General features: G+C 60.1%; 19 protein-coding genes and 1 pseudogene. 9 read left to right on the top strand and 11 right to left on the bottom strand.

Going from position 1 to position 20251, the window contains the following annotated elements:
- Window positions 1-5: 5 nt before the first annotated feature.
- Window positions 6-869, bottom strand: coding sequence for a YicC/YloC family endoribonuclease (locus BJ917_RS20545; protein ID WP_096514229.1), 864 nt, complete (start codon window positions 867-869; stop codon window positions 6-8).
- A gap of 266 nt (window positions 870-1135) precedes the next feature.
- Here BJ917_RS20545 and rph point away from each other — a divergent pair, with 266 nt between their 5' ends.
- Window positions 1136-1858 carry a ribonuclease PH gene (gene rph / locus BJ917_RS20540; protein WP_047535109.1) on the top strand — a complete coding sequence of 241 codons (723 nt, stop codon included), beginning with the start codon at window positions 1136-1138 and terminating at the stop codon, window positions 1856-1858.
- Window positions 1859-1886: 28 nt separating this feature from the next.
- On the top strand, window positions 1887-2255 hold the full coding sequence (locus BJ917_RS20535; RefSeq protein WP_096514230.1) for a DUF4870 domain-containing protein: 369 nt from the start codon (window positions 1887-1889) through the stop codon (window positions 2253-2255).
- A 159-nt stretch (window positions 2256-2414) separates the two neighbouring features.
- Here BJ917_RS20535 and BJ917_RS20530 read toward each other — a convergent pair whose 3' ends face one another.
- A complete protein-coding gene (locus BJ917_RS20530) occupies window positions 2415-3194 on the bottom strand; it encodes an exodeoxyribonuclease III (protein WP_053163881.1) in 780 nt (259 codons plus the stop codon).
- Window positions 3195-3276: 82 nt separating this feature from the next.
- Here BJ917_RS20530 and pyrE point away from each other — a divergent pair, with 82 nt between their 5' ends.
- Window positions 3277-3921: an orotate phosphoribosyltransferase gene (gene pyrE, locus BJ917_RS20525; protein ID WP_011336558.1), complete on the top strand. Its 645-nt coding sequence runs from the start codon at window positions 3277-3279 to the stop codon at window positions 3919-3921.
- Between the two features lie 168 nt (window positions 3922-4089).
- On the opposite strand, the gene argB is transcribed toward pyrE, so the two are convergent.
- The 4 genes and pseudogenes from argB to coaBC form a co-directional block, all read right to left on the bottom strand.
- The gene (argB, locus tag BJ917_RS20520) at window positions 4090-4995 is read right to left on the bottom strand and encodes an acetylglutamate kinase (RefSeq protein ID WP_096514231.1); all 906 of its coding nucleotides are present in this window, start codon (window positions 4993-4995) and stop codon (window positions 4090-4092) included.
- 17 nt (window positions 4996-5012) lie between these two features.
- Window positions 5013-6389: pseudogene (locus BJ917_RS20515) on the bottom strand (phosphomannomutase/phosphoglucomutase); the annotation flags it as partial.
- Between the two features lie 265 nt (window positions 6390-6654).
- Window positions 6655-7110, bottom strand: a complete 456-nt coding sequence (gene dut, locus BJ917_RS20510) for a dUTP diphosphatase (protein ID WP_007975171.1) — start codon at window positions 7108-7110, stop codon at window positions 6655-6657.
- A gap of 5 nt (window positions 7111-7115) precedes the next feature.
- Window positions 7116-8324 (bottom strand): bifunctional phosphopantothenoylcysteine decarboxylase/phosphopantothenate--cysteine ligase CoaBC, encoded by a 1209-nt coding sequence (gene coaBC / locus BJ917_RS20505; RefSeq protein ID WP_121104290.1) that lies wholly within the window; start codon window positions 8322-8324, stop codon window positions 7116-7118.
- A 135-nt stretch (window positions 8325-8459) separates the two neighbouring features.
- Here coaBC and radC point away from each other — a divergent pair, with 135 nt between their 5' ends.
- Window positions 8460-9134, top strand: a complete 675-nt coding sequence (gene radC, locus BJ917_RS20500; protein ID WP_096514234.1) for a DNA repair protein RadC — start codon at window positions 8460-8462, stop codon at window positions 9132-9134.
- A gap of 71 nt (window positions 9135-9205) precedes the next feature.
- Here radC and BJ917_RS20495 read toward each other — a convergent pair whose 3' ends face one another.
- Complete coding sequence (locus BJ917_RS20495; protein WP_096514235.1) at window positions 9206-10792, bottom strand: ABC transporter substrate-binding protein; 1587 nt, start codon at window positions 10790-10792, stop codon at window positions 9206-9208.
- A 444-nt stretch (window positions 10793-11236) separates the two neighbouring features.
- Here BJ917_RS20495 and rpmB point away from each other — a divergent pair, with 444 nt between their 5' ends.
- Complete coding sequence (gene rpmB / locus BJ917_RS20490) at window positions 11237-11470, top strand: 50S ribosomal protein L28 (RefSeq protein ID WP_003177273.1); 234 nt, start codon at window positions 11237-11239, stop codon at window positions 11468-11470.
- Between the two features lie 11 nt (window positions 11471-11481).
- Window positions 11482-11637, top strand: coding sequence for a 50S ribosomal protein L33 (gene rpmG / locus BJ917_RS20485; protein ID WP_003177274.1), 156 nt, complete (start codon window positions 11482-11484; stop codon window positions 11635-11637).
- Between the two features lie 189 nt (window positions 11638-11826).
- On the opposite strand, the gene BJ917_RS20480 is transcribed toward rpmG, so the two are convergent.
- Window positions 11827-12189: a cupin domain-containing protein gene (locus BJ917_RS20480; protein WP_096514236.1), complete on the bottom strand. Its 363-nt coding sequence runs from the start codon at window positions 12187-12189 to the stop codon at window positions 11827-11829.
- A 235-nt stretch (window positions 12190-12424) separates the two neighbouring features.
- Here BJ917_RS20480 and BJ917_RS20475 point away from each other — a divergent pair, with 235 nt between their 5' ends.
- Window positions 12425-13918, top strand: a complete 1494-nt coding sequence (locus BJ917_RS20475) for an aldehyde dehydrogenase (protein ID WP_121104288.1) — start codon at window positions 12425-12427, stop codon at window positions 13916-13918.
- Window positions 13919-14097: 179 nt separating this feature from the next.
- Entirely contained in the window at window positions 14098-15243 is a 1146-nt protein-coding gene (locus BJ917_RS20470) for an MFS transporter (RefSeq protein ID WP_121104286.1), read from the top strand.
- On the opposite strand, the gene BJ917_RS20465 is transcribed toward BJ917_RS20470, so the two are convergent.
- Window positions 15240-16808 carry a phospholipase D family protein gene (locus BJ917_RS20465; RefSeq protein ID WP_121104284.1) on the bottom strand — a complete coding sequence of 523 codons (1569 nt, stop codon included), beginning with the start codon at window positions 16806-16808 and terminating at the stop codon, window positions 15240-15242. The two genes, BJ917_RS20470 and BJ917_RS20465, sit on opposite strands and share 4 nt — an antisense overlap.
- 60 nt (window positions 16809-16868) lie before the next feature.
- Window positions 16869-18302, bottom strand: coding sequence for a PLP-dependent aminotransferase family protein (locus BJ917_RS20460; RefSeq protein WP_096514240.1), 1434 nt, complete (start codon window positions 18300-18302; stop codon window positions 16869-16871).
- Window positions 18303-18481: 179 nt separating this feature from the next.
- Here BJ917_RS20460 and BJ917_RS20455 point away from each other — a divergent pair, with 179 nt between their 5' ends.
- On the top strand, window positions 18482-18727 hold the full coding sequence (locus BJ917_RS20455; RefSeq protein WP_096514241.1) for a DUF1127 domain-containing protein: 246 nt from the start codon (window positions 18482-18484) through the stop codon (window positions 18725-18727).
- A 116-nt stretch (window positions 18728-18843) separates the two neighbouring features.
- Here the strand turns inward: BJ917_RS20455 and BJ917_RS20450 are convergent, their stop codons facing one another.
- Window positions 18844-20136, bottom strand: a complete 1293-nt coding sequence (locus BJ917_RS20450) for an FAD-binding oxidoreductase (RefSeq protein WP_096514242.1) — start codon at window positions 20134-20136, stop codon at window positions 18844-18846.
- Between the last annotated feature and the right edge of the window lie 115 nt (window positions 20137-20251).

Here is a 20251-nt window from a genome sequence, read left to right as displayed (position 1 = left end):
ATGCCTTACTCAATATTCTGCACTTGTTCGCGCATTTGCTCGATCAACACCTTGAGGTTGACCGCCGCTTGTGTGCTGCGCGGGTCGAAGGCTTTGGAGCCCAGTGTGTTGGCTTCGCGATTGAGTTCCTGCATCAGGAAGTCCAGGCGCCGACCGGCAGCGCCGCCGGACTTGAGCACCCGGCGTACTTCGATGATGTGAGTGCTCAGGCGATCCAGTTCTTCGGCGACGTCGCTTTTTTGCGCGAGCATGACCATTTCCTGCTCCAGGCGCTGCGGATCCATCTCGGCCTTCATGTCGGCAAAGCGATCGAGCACTTTCTGGCGCTGGGTGGCGAGCATCTGCGGAACCAGTTCGCGCAGGGTCACCACGTCTTCTTCAATCGACGTCAGACGATCGTCGATCAACCGCGCCAGCTCCGCGCCTTCGCGCTCGCGACCGGCCTTGAGCTCCTTCAGGCCCTGGTTGAACAGCGCCAGCGCTTCGGCGTTCAAGGCTTGCGGATCAGTCGCGTCGCCCACCAGTACGCCGGGCCAGGCCAGGACTTCGAGCGGGTTCAGCGCTGCCGGATTTTTGATCAGGCTGGCGACAGTCTCGGCGGCGGCGACCAGTTGCGCGGCGCGTGCCTGGTCCACTTGCAGCGGTTTGCCGGTGTTTTCTTCGGTGAAACGCAGGGTGCATTCAAGCTTGCCCCGGGACACGCCCTGGCGCAGCGCCTCGCGCACAGCGCCTTCGAGGTCGCGAAAGGACTCCGGCAAACGCAGGTGGGGTTCCAGGTAGCGGCTGTTGACCGAGCGCAGTTCCCAGCTCAGGGTGCCCTGGACGCCGGCTTTTTCGACGCGGGCGAAGGCGGTCATGCTGTGCACCATGGAGGTACCTCGCAATGCAGATCGGCCCGGAAGGACATTCCGGCAACCCGATATCAATGAATTTAAGCCGACTGGCAGCAAAGGCGCAGGATTGTAGCGCAGTGGCGTGGATGCGCCCAAACACACGGTGTGACAAAGGGCTGCAGACCGTCGGCGACGGGCTGTTCAGAGCCCTCGGTCGTCGGAGGATTTTTTTAGAAGTGCCCAGGCGCGGCTGGCAGCTCTATAATGCTCCGCAGTTTTCCGTCCCCGTACAGGTATCCCTTATGAAACGTCCAAGTGGTCGCGCTGCCGATCAGCTCCGCTCGATCCGCATTACCCGCAACTACACCAAACACGCCGAGGGATCTGTACTGGTCGAGTTCGGTGATACCAAGGTCATCTGCACCGTCAGCGTCGAAAACGGCGTGCCGCGCTTCCTCAAGGGGCAGGGGCAGGGTTGGTTGACCGCTGAGTACGGCATGCTCCCGCGTGCCACCGGCGAGCGTAACCAGCGCGAAGCGAGCCGCGGCAAGCAGGGCGGTCGTACCCTGGAAATCCAGCGCCTGATCGGCCGTTCCCTGCGCGCTGCGCTGGACATGTCCAAGCTGGGCGACGTCACCCTGTACGTCGATTGCGACGTGATCCAGGCCGACGGCGGCACTCGTACCGCGTCCATCACCGGTGCCATGGTTGCCCTGGTCGATGCCCTGAAAGTGATCAAGAAGCGCGGCGGCCTGAAAGGTGGCGACCCGCTGAAACAAATGATCGGTGCCGTTTCGGTCGGCATGTACCAGGGGGAGCCGGTACTCGACCTTGACTACCTGGAAGACTCGGCTGCCGAGACTGACCTGAACGTGGTAATGACCAGCACTGGCGGCTTCATCGAAGTCCAGGGTACTGCAGAAGGCGCACCGTTCCAGCCTGAAGAGCTGAACGCCATGCTGGAACTGGCGAAGAAAGGCATGAACGAAATCTTCGATCTGCAAAAGGCTGCACTGGCTGACTGATCGGATCGCCACGGACAAGGAGGACGCCATGAGTGACGAGCAACAGCTGCTTCCCGCCCCAAGCAAAGAGGTTCGGCAGTGGGCGATGTTTTGTCACTTGTCCGCCTTGCTGGGGATCTGGATTCCGTTCGGCACGCTGATCGGCCCGTTGATTCTGTGGCAGATGAAGCGCGAGATGGACCCGTTCATCGATGCCCAGGGCAAGGAAGCGCTGAACTTCCAGATCACCGTCGCGATCGCCTCGGCTATCTGCTTCCTGCTGATGGTGGTGATTATCGGGTTCTTCCTGTTTGGCTTGATTGCCATCGGTGCGCTGGTGCTGACCATCATTGCTGGCGTAAAGGCCAATGAAGGTTTCCCTTACCGGTATCCATTCACCTGGCGACTGATCAAATAGTGACCACGGTCCTGTAGGAGCAAAGCTTGCTCGCGATCCAGGCGCCGCGGTTCATCAGATACACCGCGTCATCGTTCATCGCGAGCAAGCTTTGCTCCTACAGAAAACAGGCGCGCACAAAAAAGCCGACATCGCTGTCGGCTTTTTTGTATCTGACGCTTAGATGGTCAGCGTCCAGTCGTAGTCCACGATCAGTGGCGCGTGTTGCGAGAACCGCGGCTGACGTGGCAAGCGTGCGCTGCGTACGAAGCGGCGCAGGCCCGGAGTCAGCAGCTGATAGTCGAAGCGCCAGCCCAGGTTGAGCATTTCGGCCTGTTCGTTGTCCGGCCACCAGCTGTACTGATCGCCTTCGCGGCTGACTTCACGCAGGGCATCGACGTAACCCATGTTGCCGACAATCTCGTCCATCCAGGCGCGTTCAGGCGCCAGGAAGCCCGGGGATTGCTGGCTGTCGCGCCAGTTCTTGATATCCAGCTTCTGTTGCGCCACGTACAGCGAGCCACAATAAATGTACTCGCGGCGTTTGCGCCGTTGCTTGTCCAGGTACTTGGCGAAGTCGTCCATGAGCTTGAACTTCTGGTTCAAGTCTTCATCGCCGTTCATACCCGATGGAAGCAACAGGGTTGCAATACTGACTTTGTCGAAATCGGCTTGCAGGTAGCGCCCGTAGCGGTCGGCCGTCTCGAAACCGAGACCGCTGATGACAGCCTTCGGTTGCAACCGCGAATACAAAGCCACGCCGCCTTGGGCAGGGACTTCAGCATCGCAGGCATAAAGGAAGTAGCCATCCAGTTGGAAGGCTGGGTCATCCAGTTCAAAGGCGGAGGCACGGGTGTCCTGCAGGCAGATGACGTCGGCATTCTGTGCTTGCAGCCAACTGAGCAAACCTCGCTCGACTGCAGCCTGAATACCATTGACGTTCACACTGATGATCCGCATAAATGGCCCCAAAAATCGCGTGCGTGTATGATACACGGCGTCAAGCTAATTAGCTAAATCCGTGGTATTTGGGGTTTTTTTCATGCAAGCGTATCAGCGCGATTTCATTCGTTTTGCCATCGATCGCGGCGTTTTGCGCTTCGGTGAGTTCACCCTGAAGTCCGGGCGCACCAGTCCTTACTTCTTCAATGCGGGCCTGTTCAACTCGGGTTCGGCCCTGGCGCAGCTGGGGCGTTTCTACGCCGCAGCCATTGCCGAGAGCGGCATTCCCTTCGATGTTCTGTTCGGTCCGGCCTACAAGGGCATTCCCTTGGCGGCGACCACTGCGGTGGCACTGGCCGAACATCACAACCGTGACCTGCCATGGTGCTTCAACCGCAAGGAAGCCAAGGCCCACGGCGAAGGCGGAAGTCTGGTTGGCGCCCCGCTGACTGGCGACGTTTTGATCATCGACGACGTGATCACCGCCGGCACCGCCATCCGTGAAGTGATGCAGATCATCGCTTCCCAGGACGGCGCCAAGGCTGCCGGCGTGTTGATTGCGCTGAACCGTCAGGAGCGCGGCAACGGTGAGTTGTCGGCGATCCAGGAAGTGGAGCGCGACTTCGGTATTCCGGTGATCAGCATTGTTTCGTTGAACCAGGTGCTGGAATTCCTGGCTGACGATCCGCAGCTCAAGCAGCATTTGCCTGCCGTGGAAGCCTACCGCGCCCAATTCGGCGTTTAGCCGCGGACCTGTGGGAGCAAGGCTTGCCCGCGATTGATGCGCCCGCGGTGTGTCAGTGGCACCGCGTTATCGTTCATCGCGGGCAAGCCTTGCTCCCACAAGGAACAGCGAACACAAAAAGACCCCGCTCAGCCAGGCTGAGCGGGGTCTTTTTATTTGCGCTATCGCTTACGGACGCTTGCGATTGCTGATCAGGGTGCCCACGCCGGTATCGGTGAAGATTTCCAGCAGGATCGCATTCGGCACGCGGCCGTCGATGATCAGCGAGCTGCCCACGCCGCCCTGGACCGCTTCCAGCGCGCAACGGATCTTCGGCAGCATGCCGCCGTAGATGGTGCCGTCGGCGATCAGATCGTCGACCTGTTGCGTGCTCAGGCCGGTCAGGACCTTGCCCGACTTGTCCATCAGGCCGGCGATGTTGGTGAGTAACATCAGCTTCTCGGCTTTCAGCGCCTCGGCCACTTTGCCGGCTACCAGGTCAGCGTTGATGTTGTACGACTCGCCGTTTTCGCCAACGCCGATTGGAGCGATCACCGGAATGAAATCGCCTTTGACCAGCAGGTTCAGCAGGTCGGTGTTGATCCCGACCACTTCGCCGACGTGACCGATGTCGATGATTTCCGGCTGGGTCATCTCCGGGGTCTGGCGGGTGACGGTGAGTTTCTTGGCGCGAATCAGCTCGGCGTCTTTACCGGTCAGGCCGATGGCGCTGCCGCCATGACGGTTGATCAGGTTGACGATGTCCTTGTTGACCTGACCGCCGAGGACCATTTCCACCACGTCCATGGTCGCGGCGTCGGTGACGCGCATGCCGTCGACAAAGTGGCTCTCGATCGACAGGCGCTTGAGCAAGTCACCGATTTGCGGGCCGCCGCCATGAACCACGACCGGGTTGATGCCGACGGCTTTCATCAGCACGATGTCGCGGGCGAAGCCGGTTTTCAGCTCCTCGCTTTCCATCGCGTTGCCGCCGTATTTGATCACCAGCGTCTTGCCGACATAGCGGCGAATGTAAGGCAGCGCTTCGGACAGGACCTTGGCGGTGTTGGCGGCGGCTTCGCGTTCGAGGGTCATTCAGGGCTCCGGGTGAATCAGAACGGTAGTTGGAGATCAGGTGCAACACGCTTCAACTGGACACGGAAGACGTCCTTGATGCGTTGCAATTCAGCCTCGTCATCGGCCTCGAAGCGCAGCACCAGCACCGGTGTGGTGTTGGAGGCGCGAACCAGGCCCCAGCCTTTGGCATAGTCGACTCGCACGCCGTCAATGGTGGTCAGGTCGGCGCCTGTGCCCCACTGTGCGTCGTGCAGTGCATCAATGATGCTGAATTTGCTCTCTTCGGTCACATGGATATTGATTTCCGGCGTAGAAATATCGTTCGGGAAGGTGGCGAACAGCTCTTCCGCGGTGGATTTTTCCTTGCTGAGGATCTCGAGCAACCGCGCGGCGCTGTAAATGCCGTCGTCGAAACCGAACCAGCGCTCCTTGAAAAAGATGTGCCCGCTCATTTCGCCGGCCAACAGGGCGCCGGATTGTTTCATTTTCTTTTTGATCAACGAGTGACCGGTCTTCCACATTAGCGAGCGGCCGCCGTACTCCTTGATGAGCGGGATCAGGCGGCGGGTGCATTTGACGTCGAAGATGATCTCGGCGCCAGGGTTGCGCGCCACGACGTCGCGGGCGAACAGCATCAGCAGGCGGTCCGGGTAGACGATGCTGCCGGTATTGGTCACCACGCCGACGCGGTCACCGTCGCCGTCGAAGGCCAGGCCGATGTCAGCCTTGGTTTCCTTGACCTTGTTGATCAGGTCCACGAGGTTTTCGGGCTTGCCCGGGTCCGGGTGGTGGTTCGGGAAGTTGCCATCGACTTCGCAGAACAGCGGGATGACTTCGCAGTTCAGCGCTTCGATCAGTTGCGGGGCGATCACGCCGGCCGCGCCGTTGCCGCAGTCGACGACGACTTTCAGGCGGCGGGCCAGTTTGATGTCCTGGACGATTTCGGTGTTATAGCGGTCGAGGATCTCGACCTTGGTGATGCTGCCCTTGCCGCTGCTCAGGTCGTTGTTCTTGAGTCGGTCGTGCAGGGCCTGGATCTGCTCGTTGGCCAGGGTGTCGCCGGCAATGACGATTTTGAAGCCGTTGTAGTTCGACGGGTTGTGGCTGCCGGTGAGCATCACGCCGGATTTGCCGGCGAGCACGTTGGCGGCGTAGTAGAGCGCCGGAGTCGGGACCAGGCCGACGTCACTGACGTGGCAGCCGCTGTCGGCGATGCCTTTGATCAGTTGGGCGACCAGTTCCGGGCCGGACAAGCGGCCATCGCGACCAACAGACACGTTCGGTTCGCCTTGGGCCAGGCTTTGCGAGCCGACGGCGCGGCCGATCCAGTAAGCGGTTTCAGCGTTCAGGAATTCCGGCACGGTGCCGCGAATGTCATAGGCGCGGAAGATGCTGTCGGGGAACTTGGGTGCGATTTTGGCCGGGGTGTTCATCTGTGGAAATGCTCCATCTCGAAAGTGGCTGGACAGGACGCCGAGTCATTCGACGGCAGGTTCAAACTGAAAGGTATGACGGCGTTTTCCACAGAGAGTTCGTGGTGTGAAAGGGCCATGACGCCCCAGAGGGCAAGGGTTTGGCCGCTTAGCGCCTTGATTTTCGGTGCTGAGCCTTGCAGATGACAATTTGAATTTTGTGGCGAGGGCGCAGGCTCCCCCGCCACGAAAGAGCGTGATCGGTTCAACGGGTACCGGTATGGCCGAAACCGCCAGTGCCGCGCTCGGTTTCAACAAACTCTTCAACCATTTCGAAATGAGCCTGTACCACCGGCACCAGCACCAGTTGCGCCAGGCGTTCGCCGACCGGCATGGTGAATTCGGTCTGGCCACGGTTCCAGCACGAAACCATCAGCGGGCCCTGGTAATCCGAGTCGATCAGACCGACCAGGTTACCCAGCACGATACCGTGCTTATGGCCCATTCCCGAACGCGGCAGAATCAGCGCCGCCAGGTTCGGATCACCGATGTAGACCGACAGGCCGGTAGGGATCAGCACGGTTTCACCCGGCTTGATCACGGTGTCCTGCTCCAGCATGGCGCGCAGGTCGAGGCCGGCGGAGCCCGGTGTGGCGTATTGCGGCAGCGGGAATTCGGTACCGATGCGGGGGTCGAGGATCTTGGCTTGCAAAGCGTGCATGTAAATTAAACCTGGTTCAGACGTTCGGCGATAAAAGTGATCAGCTGGCGAGCAATCTTGCTCTTGCTGGTCTGGGCGAAAAGTGTGGCGTGTAGCTGGCGGTCGATCACGCTGCAGGCGTTTTCTTCGCTGTTGAAGCCAATGCTCGGGTTGGCAACGTCGTTGGCGACGATCAAATCGAGATTCTTGTCTTTCAACTTGCGGGCGGCGTAGTCGAGCAGGTGTTCGGTTTCGGCGGCGAAACCAACACTGAACGGGCGGTCAGGGCGCGTGGCGATGCTGGCCAGGATGTCCGGGTTGCGCACCATTTGTAGCAACAAGCCGTCGCCGTTCGTAGGATCTTTCTTGAGTTTCTGTGGCGCGACGACTTCCGGGCGGTAATCGGCGACCGCAGCGGAGGCGATGAACAGGTCGCAAGGGATCGCAGCTTCGCAGGCGGCCAGCATGTCGCGGGCACTGACCACATCGATACGGGTGACGCGATCCGGGGTCGGCAGGTGCACCGGGCCGGTGATCAGGGTCACGCGGGCGCCGGCTTCAACCGCCGCTTCGGCCAGGGCAAAGCCCATTTTTCCGGAGCTGTGGTTGGTGATGTAGCGCACCGGATCGATGTTTTCCTGGGTCGGGCCGGCGGTGATCAGCACGTGTTTGCCGGTCAGCGCCTGGCGCTGGAAGCAGTCCGCGGCGAGTTGGGCCAGATCGGTGGCTTCGAGCATGCGGCCCAGGCCGACATCGCCGCAGGCCTGGCTGCCTGAGGCCGGTCCGAAGACTTTCAGGTCGCGGCTTTCAAGGGTTTGCAGGTTGGCTTGGGTCGCCGGGTCGCGCCACATGGCCTGGTTCATCGCCGGGGCAACGGCGACCACCGCGTCGGTGGCCAGCACCAGCGTGGTCAGCAGATCGTCGGCAATGCCTTGGGCCAGCCGGGCAATCAGGTCGGCGGTGGCGGGGGCGATCAGCACCAGGTCAGCCCATTTGGCCAGCTCGATATGGCCCATGGCTGCCTCGGCCGCCGGGTCCAGCAAATCCAGATGCACAGGGTGCCCGGACAGGGCCTGCATGGTCAGCGGGGTGATGAACTCGGCGCCGCCACGGGTCATGACCACGCGCACTTCGGCGCCCTGGTCCATCAGGCGGCGAACCAGATCGGCGCTCTTGTAGGCAGCAATGCCGCCGCCGACGCCCAGAACAATGCGTTTCCGATACAGCCGCTGCATAGGCCTGCCTTTCAATTCGTGAGTGACATACGTAGCGAAACCCCCTCCCCAGGGTGAATTCGCCCGCAAAAAAGATGGGCTACGATATCACAGCGACCGCTACGGAACAGCGGCGCCCACAGACAGGGAGGTGCTATGAGTATTCGCGATTGGCCGGCGGCGGAGCGGCCGCGGGAAAAGCTTCTTGAGCAGGGACCGGCAAGCCTTTCGGATGCCGAGTTGCTGGCAATTTTTTTACGAACCGGTGTATCCGGCAAAAGCGCGGTGGACCTGGCGCGGCATCTGCTGGGCCGGTTTGGCAGCCTGCGGTCGCTGTTGGAGGCAGATCTCACGGCGTTCAGCACGCAGTTGGGGCTGGGGCCGGCAAAATTCGCACAGTTGCAGGCGGTGCTGGAAATGAGTCGGCGACATCTGGCCGAGCGATTGCGCCATAAACCAGCGCTCGAGAACCCACATGCGGTACGTGAATACCTCAAGGCGATGTTGCGTCATGAGCCACATGAGGTGTTCGGTTGTCTGTTTCTGGATTCGAAACACCAGGTGTTGACCTTTGAGGCGCTATTTCGTGGCTCCATCGACAACACCAGCGTTCATCCACGAGAAGTGGTCAAGCGCGCACTGGCTCACAATGCCGCCGCCCTGATTCTGTGCCACAACCACCCGTCGGGTAACTCCACCCCTAGTCAGGCCGATCGCTCGCTGACCAAGCGCTTGCAAAAGGCTTTGGAACTGATCGATGTGCGGGTGCTTGACCATTTCATCATCGGCGACGGCGATCCGCTTTCAATGGCGGAGTATGGGTGGATGTAGCTCTGGCGGGGAATGCAAAACCCTGTGGGAACGGGCAAGCCCGCTCCCACAGGGACGTGTGTCGTTGCGGACTACTTGATGTTGACCTTCGAGTAATCCTGACGCCCGAACGGGCTGACCGAGTAACCCTCGACATCCTTGCGCGTCAGGGCAAAGGCAGTCGGGTGGGCCAGGGGCAGCCACAGCGCCTGTTGCTGGATTTGCGTCTGGGCCTGTTCGTAGAGCTTGGTGCGCACACCTTGCTCGCCGGTGGTCTTGCCGGCGCTGATGAGTTTGTCCAGGTCCGGGTTGCAGTAGCGCGCGAAGTTGGTGCCGGACTTGACCGCGGCGCAGGAAAACTGTGGCGTGAGGAAGTTGTCCGGGTCGCCGTTGTCACCAGCCCAGCCCATGAACAGCAGGTCATGTTCACCGGCCTTGGCGCGGCGAATCAGTTCGCCCCATTCGATCACGCGGATCTCGGCTTGAATGCCGATCTCCGCGAGGTCGGACTGCAGCAGTTGGGCGCCAAGGCTCGGGTTGGGGTTCAGCAGGCTGCCCGAGGGGCGAGTCCAGATCGTGGTCTGAAAACCGTCCTTGAGCCCGGCCTTGGCCATCAATGCCTTGGCTTTCTCCACGTCATGGGGGTAGCCCGGCAGGTTTTTGGCGTAGCTCCAGGTATTGGGCGGGTAGGGGCCGTTGGCAGGCTCGGCGGTGTCTTCGAACACGGCTTTGACATAATTGGCCTTGTCGAAGGCGAGGTTGATTGCCTGGCGCACTTCAGGCTTGTCCAGCGGTGGATGCTGACTGTTGATGCCGACGAATGCGGTCATGAACGCGTCAGTCTTTTCCACTTTCAGGGTCGGTTCCTTGAGTGCTGCCTGTACGTCCAGCGGCTTGGGCGACAGGGCAATCTGGCATTCATTGCGACGCAATTTCTGCAAGCGCACGTTGGCGTCCGGGGTGATGGCGAAGATCAGCGGGTCTACCGAAGGCTTGCCACGGAAGTAATCCGGGTTGGCCTTGTAGCGAATGGAGGCGTCTTTCTGGAAACGCGTGAAAACGAACGGGCCGCTGCCAATTGGCTGGCTGTTGAGCTTCTCCGGGGTGCCTGCCTTGAGCAATGTATCGGCGTACTCGGCCGAGTAGATCGAGGCGAATCCCATGCTCAGGGTCGCGAGGAAGGTCGAATCCGGATGATCCAGAGTGAAGCGCACGGTCAGCGGGTCGAGGGCGTCGATTTTGTTGATCAGCGCTGGCAATTGCATTGATTGCGCATGGGGGAAGCCACTTTGGGCGACCTTGTGCCATGGATTGGCCGGGTCGAGCATGCGGTCGAAGCTGAATTTCACGTCTTCGGCTGTCAACTCACGCGTCGGGCTGAAGTACTCGGTGCGGTGGAATTTGACCTGCGGGTGCAGCTTGAACACATAGGTCAAGCCGTCGGGGCTGACTTCCCAGCTGTCGGCGAGGCTGGCGACCACTTTGCCGCTGGCCGTATCGAAGTCCACCAGGCGGTTCATCAGCACATCGGCCGAGGCGTTGGTGGTGGTCAGCGAGTTGTATTGCACCACGTCGAAACCTTCGGGGCTGGCCTCGGTGCAGACGCTCAAAGCGGCCGCCATAGCCTGTGGGCTCAGCAGAATTGGGGCGAGCAACAGCGGTAAGGCAGCGAGGCGCATGGTCGGATTCCTTTACAGATCGAAGGCCCATCTGCAAGTGCAGTCTGGAAAAAGCCTACCCTAGTGGGCTCTTTTGCAAATGACTATCCCCTTTTTCATTTTGAGCGGACTATAGGCGATTGATTTTGCTGTGCCCGGGTGGGAAACGCCGGGTTGGCGTGTCGAGCGGATTCTCTGCGACGAGCGGTCGAAATCGGCAATAGCCTTTATCCAAAGCGCTCGGAGCCTGAAAAATTGGGTTTTTATCAACTCAAGGCACAGCGAATGTTGTTGCTCTCTAGTCTTTCTGGTATAAAGCAGCGCTCTTTTCTAGGGGCCCGGTTCCTTCACTGTAGGTGTAGCCGGTAAGACCCTTAAAGAAACGCGGCGCCTGGCGCCAAATGACTGAGAGATTAAGCGGCCAACCCATGCCGGGTTGGGCATGTGGTTTTAGAGGGCTGAGGCATGTCTAGAGTCTGTCAAGTTACCGGTAAGGGTCCGGTGACTGGGAATAACATTTCCCACGCAAACAACAAAACCCGTCGTCGTTTCCTGCCGAACCTGCAGCATCACCGCTTCTGGGTTGAAGAAGAGAAACGTTTTGTGCGTCTGCGCGTATCTGCCAAAGGCATGCGCATCATCGACAAGCGTGGCATCAGTGTCGTGCTGGCCGAACTTCGTCGCGATGGCAAGGTTTAAGGGAGCTAATCATGCGTGAATTGATTCGTTTGATTTCGAGCGCCGGTACTGGTCACTTCTACACTACCGACAAGAACAAGCGTACTACTCCGGACAAAATCGAGATCAAGAAATATGATCCGGTTGTTCGCAAGCACGTGATCTACAAGGAAGGCAAAATCAAGTAATTGATTTTTCCCGACTTACGAAAAAGGCCCGTATCGCGAGATACGGGCCTTTTTTGTTGCCTGTGGGTTACGCAGCGCCTGTCAGGGCCCCTTCGCGAGCAGGCTCGCTCCCACAATGTCCGTGTTCACACCAATCAACTGTGGGAGCGGGCTTGCTTGCGAAGGGGTCGGCTCTAACAACACAAATCTTCAGGCTTTCTGCTCAAACGCCACATAGATCTTGCGGCAAGGCTCCAGCACCTCCCAGGTGCCACGGAAACCAGCCGGTATGACAAAACGATCGCCGGCGCGCACAGTCTTGGCGTTACCATCGAGGTCGCGCAATACGGAAACACCCTGCACGATTTCGCAGTATTCGTGCTCGGTGAAATTCACCGTCCAGTGGCCAACGGCCCCTTCCCATACGCCGGCGTTCAATTGGCCACACGGGCTGTTGTAGTGGTTGTAAACCACTTGCTCAGGATCGCCCTTGAGTACTCTGGCCGGGTCCGGGCGATAGCGCTCGGCTGCGGTGGTGGCCTGGCTGAAGTCGACGATCTTCTGGATGCTCATTGTTGTATTCCCCCGTGAATGCGACGCGAGTGGTTGGTTTGGGCAAAGTCTATGTTTATTAAAATGAACATCGCAAGGCCGTTTGCCGGCGTTATGTCAAATATATTGAAACTTCACCTGTCGCTGGTTTAGGGTGGGGGTTGCCTTAGGCCGAAAAGCAGGCTGGCCGGGCAGAATTCCTGACAGCGCCCGCGAAGAACGCGGGTGTCGTATTCAATAAGAGGAGGACACTCGAATGACCACCCTGACTCGTGCCGATTGGGAACAAAAGGCTCGCGATCTGAAGATCGAAGGCCGCGCCTACATCAATGGTGAATACACCGATGCCGTCTCGGGCGAGACCTTCGAGTGCATCAGCCCGGTCGATGGCCGTCTGCTGGGCAAGATTGCCAGCTGTGACGCCGCCGATGCCCAGCGCGCCGTGGAAAACGCTCGCGCCACCTTCAATTCCGGCGTCTGGTCGCGCTTGGCGCCGACCAAACGCAAATCCACCATGATCCGCTTCGCTGGCCTGCTCAAACAGCACGCCGAAGAGCTGGCCCTGCTTGAAACCCTGGACATGGGCAAGCCGATCAGCGATTCCCTGTACATCGACGTTCCCGGCGCGGCGCAAGCCCTGAGCTGGAGCGGCGAAGCCATCGACAAGATCTACGACGAAGTCGCTGCTACCCCGCACGATCAACTGGGTCTGGTGACCCGTGAGCCGGTCGGCGTGGTTGGCGCCATCGTCCCATGGAACTTCCCGTTGATGATGGCTTGCTGGAAACTTGGCCCGGCGCTGTCGACCGGTAACTCGGTGATCCTCAAGCCATCCGAAAAATCCCCGCTGACCGCCATCCGTATCGCTGAACTGGCTGTCCAGGCCGGCATCCCGAAAGGTGTGCTGAACGTGTTACCAGGCTACGGTCACACCGTCGGCAAGGCCCTGGCCCTGCACAACGACGTCGACACCCTGGTGTTCACCGGTTCAACCAAGATCGCCAAGCAACTGCTGATCTACTCCGGTGAGTCGAACATGAAACGCGTCTGGCTGGAAGCCGGCGGCAAGAGCCCGAACATCGTGTTCGCCGATGCGCCGGACCTTCAAGCGGCTGCCGAAGCAGCGGCCGGCGCCATCGCGTTCAACCAGGGCGAAGTCTGCACCGCCGGTTCGCGCCTGCTGGTGGAACGCTCTATCAAGGACAAATTCCTGCCGCTGGTAGTCGAGGCTCTGAAAGCCTGGAAGCCAGGCAATCCGCTGGACCCAGCGACCAATGTCGGCGCGCTGGTGGATACCCAGCAGATGAATACCGTGCTGTCCTACATCGAGTCCGGTCACGCCGATGGCGCCAAACTGGTGGCCGGTGGCAAGCGTACCCTCCAGGAAACCGGTGGCACCTACGTTGAGCCGACGATTTTCGATGGCGTGAGCAACGCGATGAAAATCGCCCAGGAAGAAATTTTTGGCCCGGTTCTGTCGGTCATCGAATTCGATACCGCCGAAGAAGCCATCGCCATCGCCAACGACACGCCTTACGGTTTGGCCGCGGCAGTGTGGACCACTGACATCTCCAAGGCTCACCTGACCGCCAGGGCGCTGCGTGCCGGTAGCGTCTGGGTCAACCAGTACGATGGCGGCGACATGACGGCACCGTTCGGTGGCTTCAAGCAGTCCGGCAACGGTCGTGACAAGTCGCTGCACGCGTTCGACAAATACACCGAGCTGAAGGCGACCTGGATCAAGTTGTAATGTGAAGCGAGCCCCGGCGATGCCGGGGCTCAGCGCAAATCCCCTGTGGGAGCGAGCCTGCTCGCGATTGCGGTATGACAGTCGACGTCAATGTTGAATGTTGCTCCGTCATCGCGGGCAGGCTCGCTCCCACAGTGTTTTGTGTGTGTAGAAAATAAATATCCACAGGAGCGTGGAACATGCGTTGGGCGACGTATTTCGCCGTGTTGGCGTCTGTCTTGAGTGTCGGCCTGGCCCTGGGGGTCAGCATGCCGCTGGTGTCGTTTCGCCTGGAAAGCTGGGGTTACGGTTCGTTTGCCATCGGCGTGATGGCGGCGATGCCGGCCATTGGCGTTCTGCTGGGGGCGAAGATCTCCAGTCATCTGGCGGCGCGTCTCGGCACCGCCAATCTGATGCGTCTGTGTCTGTGGGGCGGGGCCGTGTCGATCGGTTTGCTGGCACTGCTGCCGAGCTACCCGATCTGGCTGGTGTTGCGCTTGATGATCGGGGTGGTTCTGACCCTTGTCTTCATCCTCGGTGAAAGCTGGATCAATCAACTGGTGGTCGAAGAATGGCGCGGACGGTTGGTGGCGTTATACGGCAGCAGCTACGCGTTGAGTCAGTTGGCCGGGCCGATTTTATTGGGGGTGCTGGGCACTGATCACGATTACGGCTTCTGGGTCGGCGTCGGATTGTTGGTGGCGGCACCGCTCCTGCTGCTGGGGCGCAGTGGTGCGCCCAGCAGTGAAGCCTGCAGCGTGACCTTTGGCGACCTGCTGACCTTTTGCCGTGGCCTGCCGGCGATCGCCTGGGCGGTGTCGCTGTTTGCGGCGTTCGAGGCGATGATCCTGACGTTGTTGCCGGTGTATTGCCTGCGTCAGGGTTTTACGACGGAAATCGCCCTGGCGATGGTCAGCACCGTGGTGGTGGGCGATGCCTTGCTGCAATTGCCGATCGGTGCGCTGGCGGATCGCATGTCGCGTCGTGCCTTGTTCACTGGTTGCGCAATGGTCCTGCTGGTGTCGAGCCTGGCGATCCCGTTGCTGATCGACACGCTGCTGATCTGGCCGCTGTGGGTGCTGTTCGGTGCCAGTGCCGGCGGATTGTTTACCTTGTCCCTGATCCTGATCGGCGAGCGCTATCGCGACGATGCACTGGTACGTGCCAATGCGCACATTGCGCAGCTGTGGGGGATCGGTTGCCTGCTCGGGCCGTTGATTGCCGGTGCCGGCAGCCAATGGATCAGCGGGCATGCGTTGCCGTTACTGATGGCGGCGGGGGCGCTTGGCCTGGTGATTCTGCTGTCGCGCCAGGGGGCGTTCGGTAGGGTTGTCGAACCGGCCTAGAGCATCCGCTCAAGCCCGACGGTATTACTGAGCCAGGCATTGAAGCGCCGCCACCAACTGCCCGGTTCCCTGGTCAGGGTGTGCATTTTGCCGTCATCTTCGGTGACCCAGACGATGTGGTCATTTTCCAGTCGTACCTGATAACTCAGGGGCGGCGCCATGCCCTCCAGCGCCAGCTCGCGGACACGTTTCGCAAGTTCCGGGTTGTCCACCAGCACACCGACTTCGGTGTTCCACAGTGCCGAGCGCGGATCGAAGTTGAACGAGCCGATGAAGGCTTTCTGCTGGTCGAAAATGATCGCCTTGCTATGCAGGCTGGAATCGGAATCGCCATAGGTGCTGCTGGAAAACAGGCGAGGTGCGCTTCCGCTTGCATCGCCGGGTTGGCGACGCAATTCGAAGAGTTCCACCCCGTGCTCCAGTAATGCCTTGCGATACGGTGCATAACCGCCATGTACGGCCGGTACGTCAGTGGCTTCCAGTGAATTGGTCAGCAGCCGTACCGAGACCCCTGCGTCGGCGCGGCCGGTCAGGTACACCAACCCCGGTTGTCCGGGTACGAAGTAGGCCGAAACCATGATCAGCTCTTTGTTGACGCCCTTGAGTTCGGGCGCCAATTGGGTGGTCAACAGCAACTGCGGGTCGGGGTCGCCCTTGGCCAGTATCTTGCTCGGTGCATCCCAAAGCGCCTGGTTCCACGCCCAGACCAGTTCCTTGCGCCAGATGTCCAGGCGCGGTTCGGTTTTGAAGGTCATCAGTTGCTGATAGAGCGCGTGATTCTGCTGGCGATATTGCGCCAGGGACTCTTCCAGCCGGGTCCGGGAGTTTTGCAGGTCTTTAACGGTCGGTTGGCTGGATACGAACGCATCGATCGGTTTGCTCAGGGCGCTGTTCCAGTATTGGTCGAAACTGTGTCCCAGCTGTTCGGCGACCGGGCCGACGCCGAGTATGTCGATGTCAGTGAAGTTCAGTTTGGGCTCGGCATCGAAGTACTCGTCCCCCAGATTGCGTCCGCCGACAATGGCCATGCTGTTGTCGGCCAGCCACAACTTGTTGTGCATGCGCCGGTGTTGCCGCGACAGGTTGAACAGGCGACCCATGGTGCGTGTGACGCCGGTGCTGCGACCCAGATGCAGGGGGTTGAACACACGAATCTGAATTTGTGGGTGCGCTGCCAGGGTGGCGATGGTGACGTCCAGGCCATCGCTGGTGGTGTCGTCGAGCAATATGCGCACGCGCACGCCACGGTCGGCAGCCTTGAGCAGTTCCTCCAGCAGCATGCGCGTGCTGATGCCGTCATGGACGATGTAGTACTGCAAGTCGAGGCTGCTTTGGGCGTTGCGAATCAGCTCGGCGCGGGCGGTGAAGGCTTCGGTGCTGTCGGATAGCAGGCGAAAACCCGATTTTCCTTCGTGGGGCGCCGCCTGGGCCTGGACCGAACGGCCGAATGCCGAGGTGCTTGCCGGCAACGCCTGACTCGGCTCGCGTTGCACATCGAGGCTGGTGCAGCCGCCGAGAAACGAAGCGAGTAACACAAGAGCTAGCAGCGGCTGTCTGACTCTCACGTGGGATCGTTCCGATTGGCGGCAGATGTTGGCATATGGACGTTGATCTCCGCAGAAAGGTCAGTCGGTCAGCCCATCGGTTTGCGCCAGCAGTTTGATGGCGGCGGTGCCGACCTTGCGCACGGCGTCTTCAATCTGTGCCGTTGGTTTGGCAGCGTAGTTCATGCGCAGGCAATTGCGGTACTTGCCAGAGGCAGAAAAGATGCTGCCGACGGCAATCTGTACGCCTTGATCATGCAAGTCACGATTCAGTTTCAAGGTGTCAAAGCCTTCCGGCAGTTCAACCCACAGCATGAAGCTGCCTTGTGGACGGCTGGCGCGGGTACCGGCGGGGAAGTAGCGGGTGACCCAATCGATCATGACATCGCGATTACGCTGGTATTGAGTGCGCATCCGCCGCAAATGCGGTTCGAAGTGACCGCTCTTGAGGAATTCGGCGATGGCAATCTGGGGCTGCGGCGCGGTGGAGCCGGTGCTGATGTATTTCATGTGCAGCACCCGTTCCAGATAACGTCCGGGCGCAACCCAGCCGATACGCAGGCCGGGGGCGAGGGTCTTGGAAAATGAACTGCACAGCAGGACGCGGCCGTCCTCGTCGAAGGATTTGATCGTGCGTGGGCGCGGATAGGTGTAGGCAAGTTCGCCATACACATCGTCTTCGATGATCGCCACGTCGAAACGCTGTGCGAGCGTCAACAACGCGCGTTTTCGCGACTCCGGCATGATGTAGCCCAGTGGGTTGTTGCAATTGGGGGTCAACTGTATGGCTTTGATCGGCCATTGCTCCAGGGCCAGTTCCAGTGCGTCCAGACTGATCCCGGTGAGCGGGTCGGTGGGGATTTCCAGGGCTTTCATGCCCAGGCCCTTGAGGGTTTGCATGGCGCCATGAAAGCTCGGCGAATCCACGGCCACGATATCGCCTGGCTCGCAGATCGAACGAATGCTGGTGGACAACGCCTCGTGGCAGCCGGTCGTCACCACCAGGTCGCCGGGGCTCAGCTGGCAGCCGGAATCGAGCATCAGCCGAGCGATCTGTTCGCGCAGTTCAAGGTTGCCGTGAATGTTGTCGTAATACAGACCGGGCATGTCCTGCCGGCGACTGAGCTTCGCCAGGCCACGCAGCAGAGGTTTCAAGGTCGGGGTGGTGATGTCCGGCATGCCGCGACCCAGTTGCACCACATCCTTGCGCGGCACCGCGCGGATCAGTTCCAGCACCTGATCCCATTGGGAAATGTCCACGGGCCGCTGAGCGGGGCGGCCCACCGCCGGCAATTCCGGCAACTCGCGACTGACCGGCACGAAATACCCGGATTTAGGCCTTGGCGTAGCCAGGCCGCTGTCTTCCAGCATGCGGTAAGCCTGCTGCACGGTGCTCAGGCTGACGCCATGTTCGACGCTCAGCGCCCGCACCGACGGCAACCGGTCACCCGGGCGATAGAAGCCCTGCTCGATACGCGTGCCGAGCAGTTCGGCGAGGTTGACGTAAAGGGTCATGGTGCAGTCTCGATGTGGGTGATTCGGTTGACCAGTACAGATGGGGCAAAAATTCAAGATTCAGAGCTTGGATTGTCAAATCTGTATGGAAATAATACAGCTGTGTTGAATCTGTAATGGTTTTCGTCGTCCACGCATCATGAAAGCTCTGGCTACCCAAGTAAACAGGAGCAATCAAAATGAACGGCTTGAGCGATGTGCGGCTGACGTTACACAGTCAGGAACTGGCGAAAGGGCAAGACAACGGTGCGCGCGGGGCGACGATGCGCAATGCACCGCGTGGCTTGAGTCGCTGGGATCTGTTCTGGCATCGTCTGCACACGCGCAGGGCATTGCTAAGCCTCACGCCAGAGCAGCTCAAGGATGTCGGCTTGAGCCGTGAGCAGGCGCGGGAGGAGGGGCTGAAGCCTTTCTGGCGGATCTGATTTTTGCGGTGTGATTTAGATCCATTCGCTGGCAAGCCAGCTCCTACGGGGTTCGCGCGGTCCTTGTAGGAGCTGGCTTGCCAGCGAAAGCGCCCTTAAAAAGCGACACAACGACATCAGGCCCACTCTTTGAACCGATGCCACAACATCCCCAGCGCCAACAACGGCGAGCGCAAATGCCTGCCACCCGGGAAGGTAATGTGTGGCACCTTCGCAAACAGGTCAAAGCCTCCACTCTGTTGTCCGCTGATCGCCTCAGCCAACAGCTTGCCCGCCAGGTGCGTGGCGTTTACGCCATGCCCGGAATAAGCCTGGGCGTAATACACATTCGGCTGGTCTTTGAGCCGACCGATCTGCGGCAGGCGATTGGCGCCGATGCCGATCATGCCGCCCCATTGATAATCGATCTTCACGTCGCCTAATTGCGGAAAAACATCCAGCATCTTCGGCCGCATATAGGCCGCGATGTCTTTAGGGTCCCGTCCCGAATAATGGCAGGCGCCGCCGAACAGCAAGCGGCGGTCGGCCGAGAGCCGATAATAGTCCAGCGCCACCCGTTGATCGCAGACCGCCATGTTTTGCGGCAATAGTGAATGCGCCAGTTCTTCGCTCAAGGGCTCGGTGGCGATGATGTAGCTGCCGGCGGGCAGGACCTTGCCGCTGAGTTCGGGGTTGAGTTCATTGAGGTAGGCATTGCAGCCCAGCACCAACGTCTTGGCGCGGACCGTGCCTTGGGCGGTATGCACCTTGATTTCGGGTCCGTAATCGATGCGGATGACAGCCGACTGCTCGAACAATTTCACGCCCAGTTGTTGCGCGGCGGCAGCTTCGCCCAGCGCCAGGTTCAGCGGGTGCAAATGCCCGGAGCCCATGTCGATCAGGCCGCCCACATAGCGGTCGGAGCCCACCACGGTGTGCATTTCGTGAGCTTGCAGCAGGCGGGTTTCGTAGCGATAACCGAGGCTGCGCAGTTCTTCGGCGTCTTCGGCAAAACCTTCCAGGTCGCGGGGCTTGTTGGCCAGGTCGCAGTAACCCCAGGTCAGGTCGCAGGGGATCTGAAAACGGTCGACCCGCTGTCGGACGATTTCCACGGCTTCCAAACCCATGAGTTTCATCTGACGCACGCCGTCGGCACCGATGATGTTTGCGAACTGATCTAGGCCGTGGCCGACCCCGCGAATCAGCTGCCCGCCGTTGCGCCCGCTGGCGCCCCAGCCGATCTTGCGGGCTTCGAGCAACACCACGCTGAGGCCGCGTTCAGCCAATTCCAGCGCCGTGTTCAATCCCGAGAAACCACCACCGACCACGCACACGTCGGCCAGTACTTCGCCTGTGAGCGCCGGATAATCCGGCTGCGGCAGGCTGCTGGCGGCGTAGTAGGAGGCAGCGTGCTGGGCACCGGCATTCATGGGCGTCATCCTGATACGTGTGTTTAGAAAACTTGACGGAGGATAAGCCGGACCTTCGCAAGCGGGCAACATTGGTCGGTTGCCGCTGTCTGGATCGCGGCTTTTGCCTCAGAAT

The organism is Pseudomonas sp. WPR_5_2 (genome assembly GCF_003634475.1).
Taxonomy (GTDB): Bacteria; Pseudomonadota; Gammaproteobacteria; order Pseudomonadales; family Pseudomonadaceae; genus Aquipseudomonas; species Aquipseudomonas izuensis.
This window is presented reverse-complemented; position numbering and strand designations above follow the sequence as displayed.

What these genes read in the sequence shown, in the direction of transcription:
- BJ917_RS20545 (WP_096514229.1), bottom strand. Translation starts at nt 869, where the DNA reads ATGGTGCACAGCATGACCGCCTTCGCCCGCGTCGAAAAAGCCGGCGTC.
- rph (WP_047535109.1), top strand. Translation starts at nt 1,136, where the DNA reads ATGAAACGTCCAAGTGGTCGCGCTGCCGATCAGCTCCGCTCGATCCGC.
- BJ917_RS20535 (WP_096514230.1), top strand. Translation starts at nt 1,887, where the DNA reads ATGAGTGACGAGCAACAGCTGCTTCCCGCCCCAAGCAAAGAGGTTCGG.
- BJ917_RS20530 (WP_053163881.1), bottom strand. Translation starts at nt 3,194, where the DNA reads ATGCGGATCATCAGTGTGAACGTCAATGGTATTCAGGCTGCAGTCGAG.
- pyrE (WP_011336558.1), top strand. Translation starts at nt 3,277, where the DNA reads ATGCAAGCGTATCAGCGCGATTTCATTCGTTTTGCCATCGATCGCGGC.
- argB (WP_096514231.1), bottom strand. Translation starts at nt 4,995, where the DNA reads ATGACCCTCGAACGCGAAGCCGCCGCCAACACCGCCAAGGTCCTGTCC.
- dut (WP_007975171.1), bottom strand. Translation starts at nt 7,110, where the DNA reads ATGCACGCTTTGCAAGCCAAGATCCTCGACCCCCGCATCGGTACCGAA.
- coaBC (WP_121104290.1), bottom strand. Translation starts at nt 8,324, where the DNA reads ATGCAGCGGCTGTATCGGAAACGCATTGTTCTGGGCGTCGGCGGCGGC.
- radC (WP_096514234.1), top strand. Translation starts at nt 8,460, where the DNA reads ATGAGTATTCGCGATTGGCCGGCGGCGGAGCGGCCGCGGGAAAAGCTT.
- BJ917_RS20495 (WP_096514235.1), bottom strand. Translation starts at nt 10,792, where the DNA reads ATGCGCCTCGCTGCCTTACCGCTGTTGCTCGCCCCAATTCTGCTGAGC.
- rpmB (WP_003177273.1), top strand. Translation starts at nt 11,237, where the DNA reads ATGTCTAGAGTCTGTCAAGTTACCGGTAAGGGTCCGGTGACTGGGAAT.
- rpmG (WP_003177274.1), top strand. Translation starts at nt 11,482, where the DNA reads ATGCGTGAATTGATTCGTTTGATTTCGAGCGCCGGTACTGGTCACTTC.
- BJ917_RS20480 (WP_096514236.1), bottom strand. Translation starts at nt 12,189, where the DNA reads ATGAGCATCCAGAAGATCGTCGACTTCAGCCAGGCCACCACCGCAGCC.
- BJ917_RS20475 (WP_121104288.1), top strand. Translation starts at nt 12,425, where the DNA reads ATGACCACCCTGACTCGTGCCGATTGGGAACAAAAGGCTCGCGATCTG.
- BJ917_RS20470 (WP_121104286.1), top strand. Translation starts at nt 14,098, where the DNA reads ATGCGTTGGGCGACGTATTTCGCCGTGTTGGCGTCTGTCTTGAGTGTC.
- BJ917_RS20460 (WP_096514240.1), bottom strand. Translation starts at nt 18,302, where the DNA reads ATGACCCTTTACGTCAACCTCGCCGAACTGCTCGGCACGCGTATCGAG.
- BJ917_RS20455 (WP_096514241.1), top strand. Translation starts at nt 18,482, where the DNA reads ATGAACGGCTTGAGCGATGTGCGGCTGACGTTACACAGTCAGGAACTG.
- BJ917_RS20450 (WP_096514242.1), bottom strand. Translation starts at nt 20,136, where the DNA reads ATGAATGCCGGTGCCCAGCACGCTGCCTCCTACTACGCCGCCAGCAGC.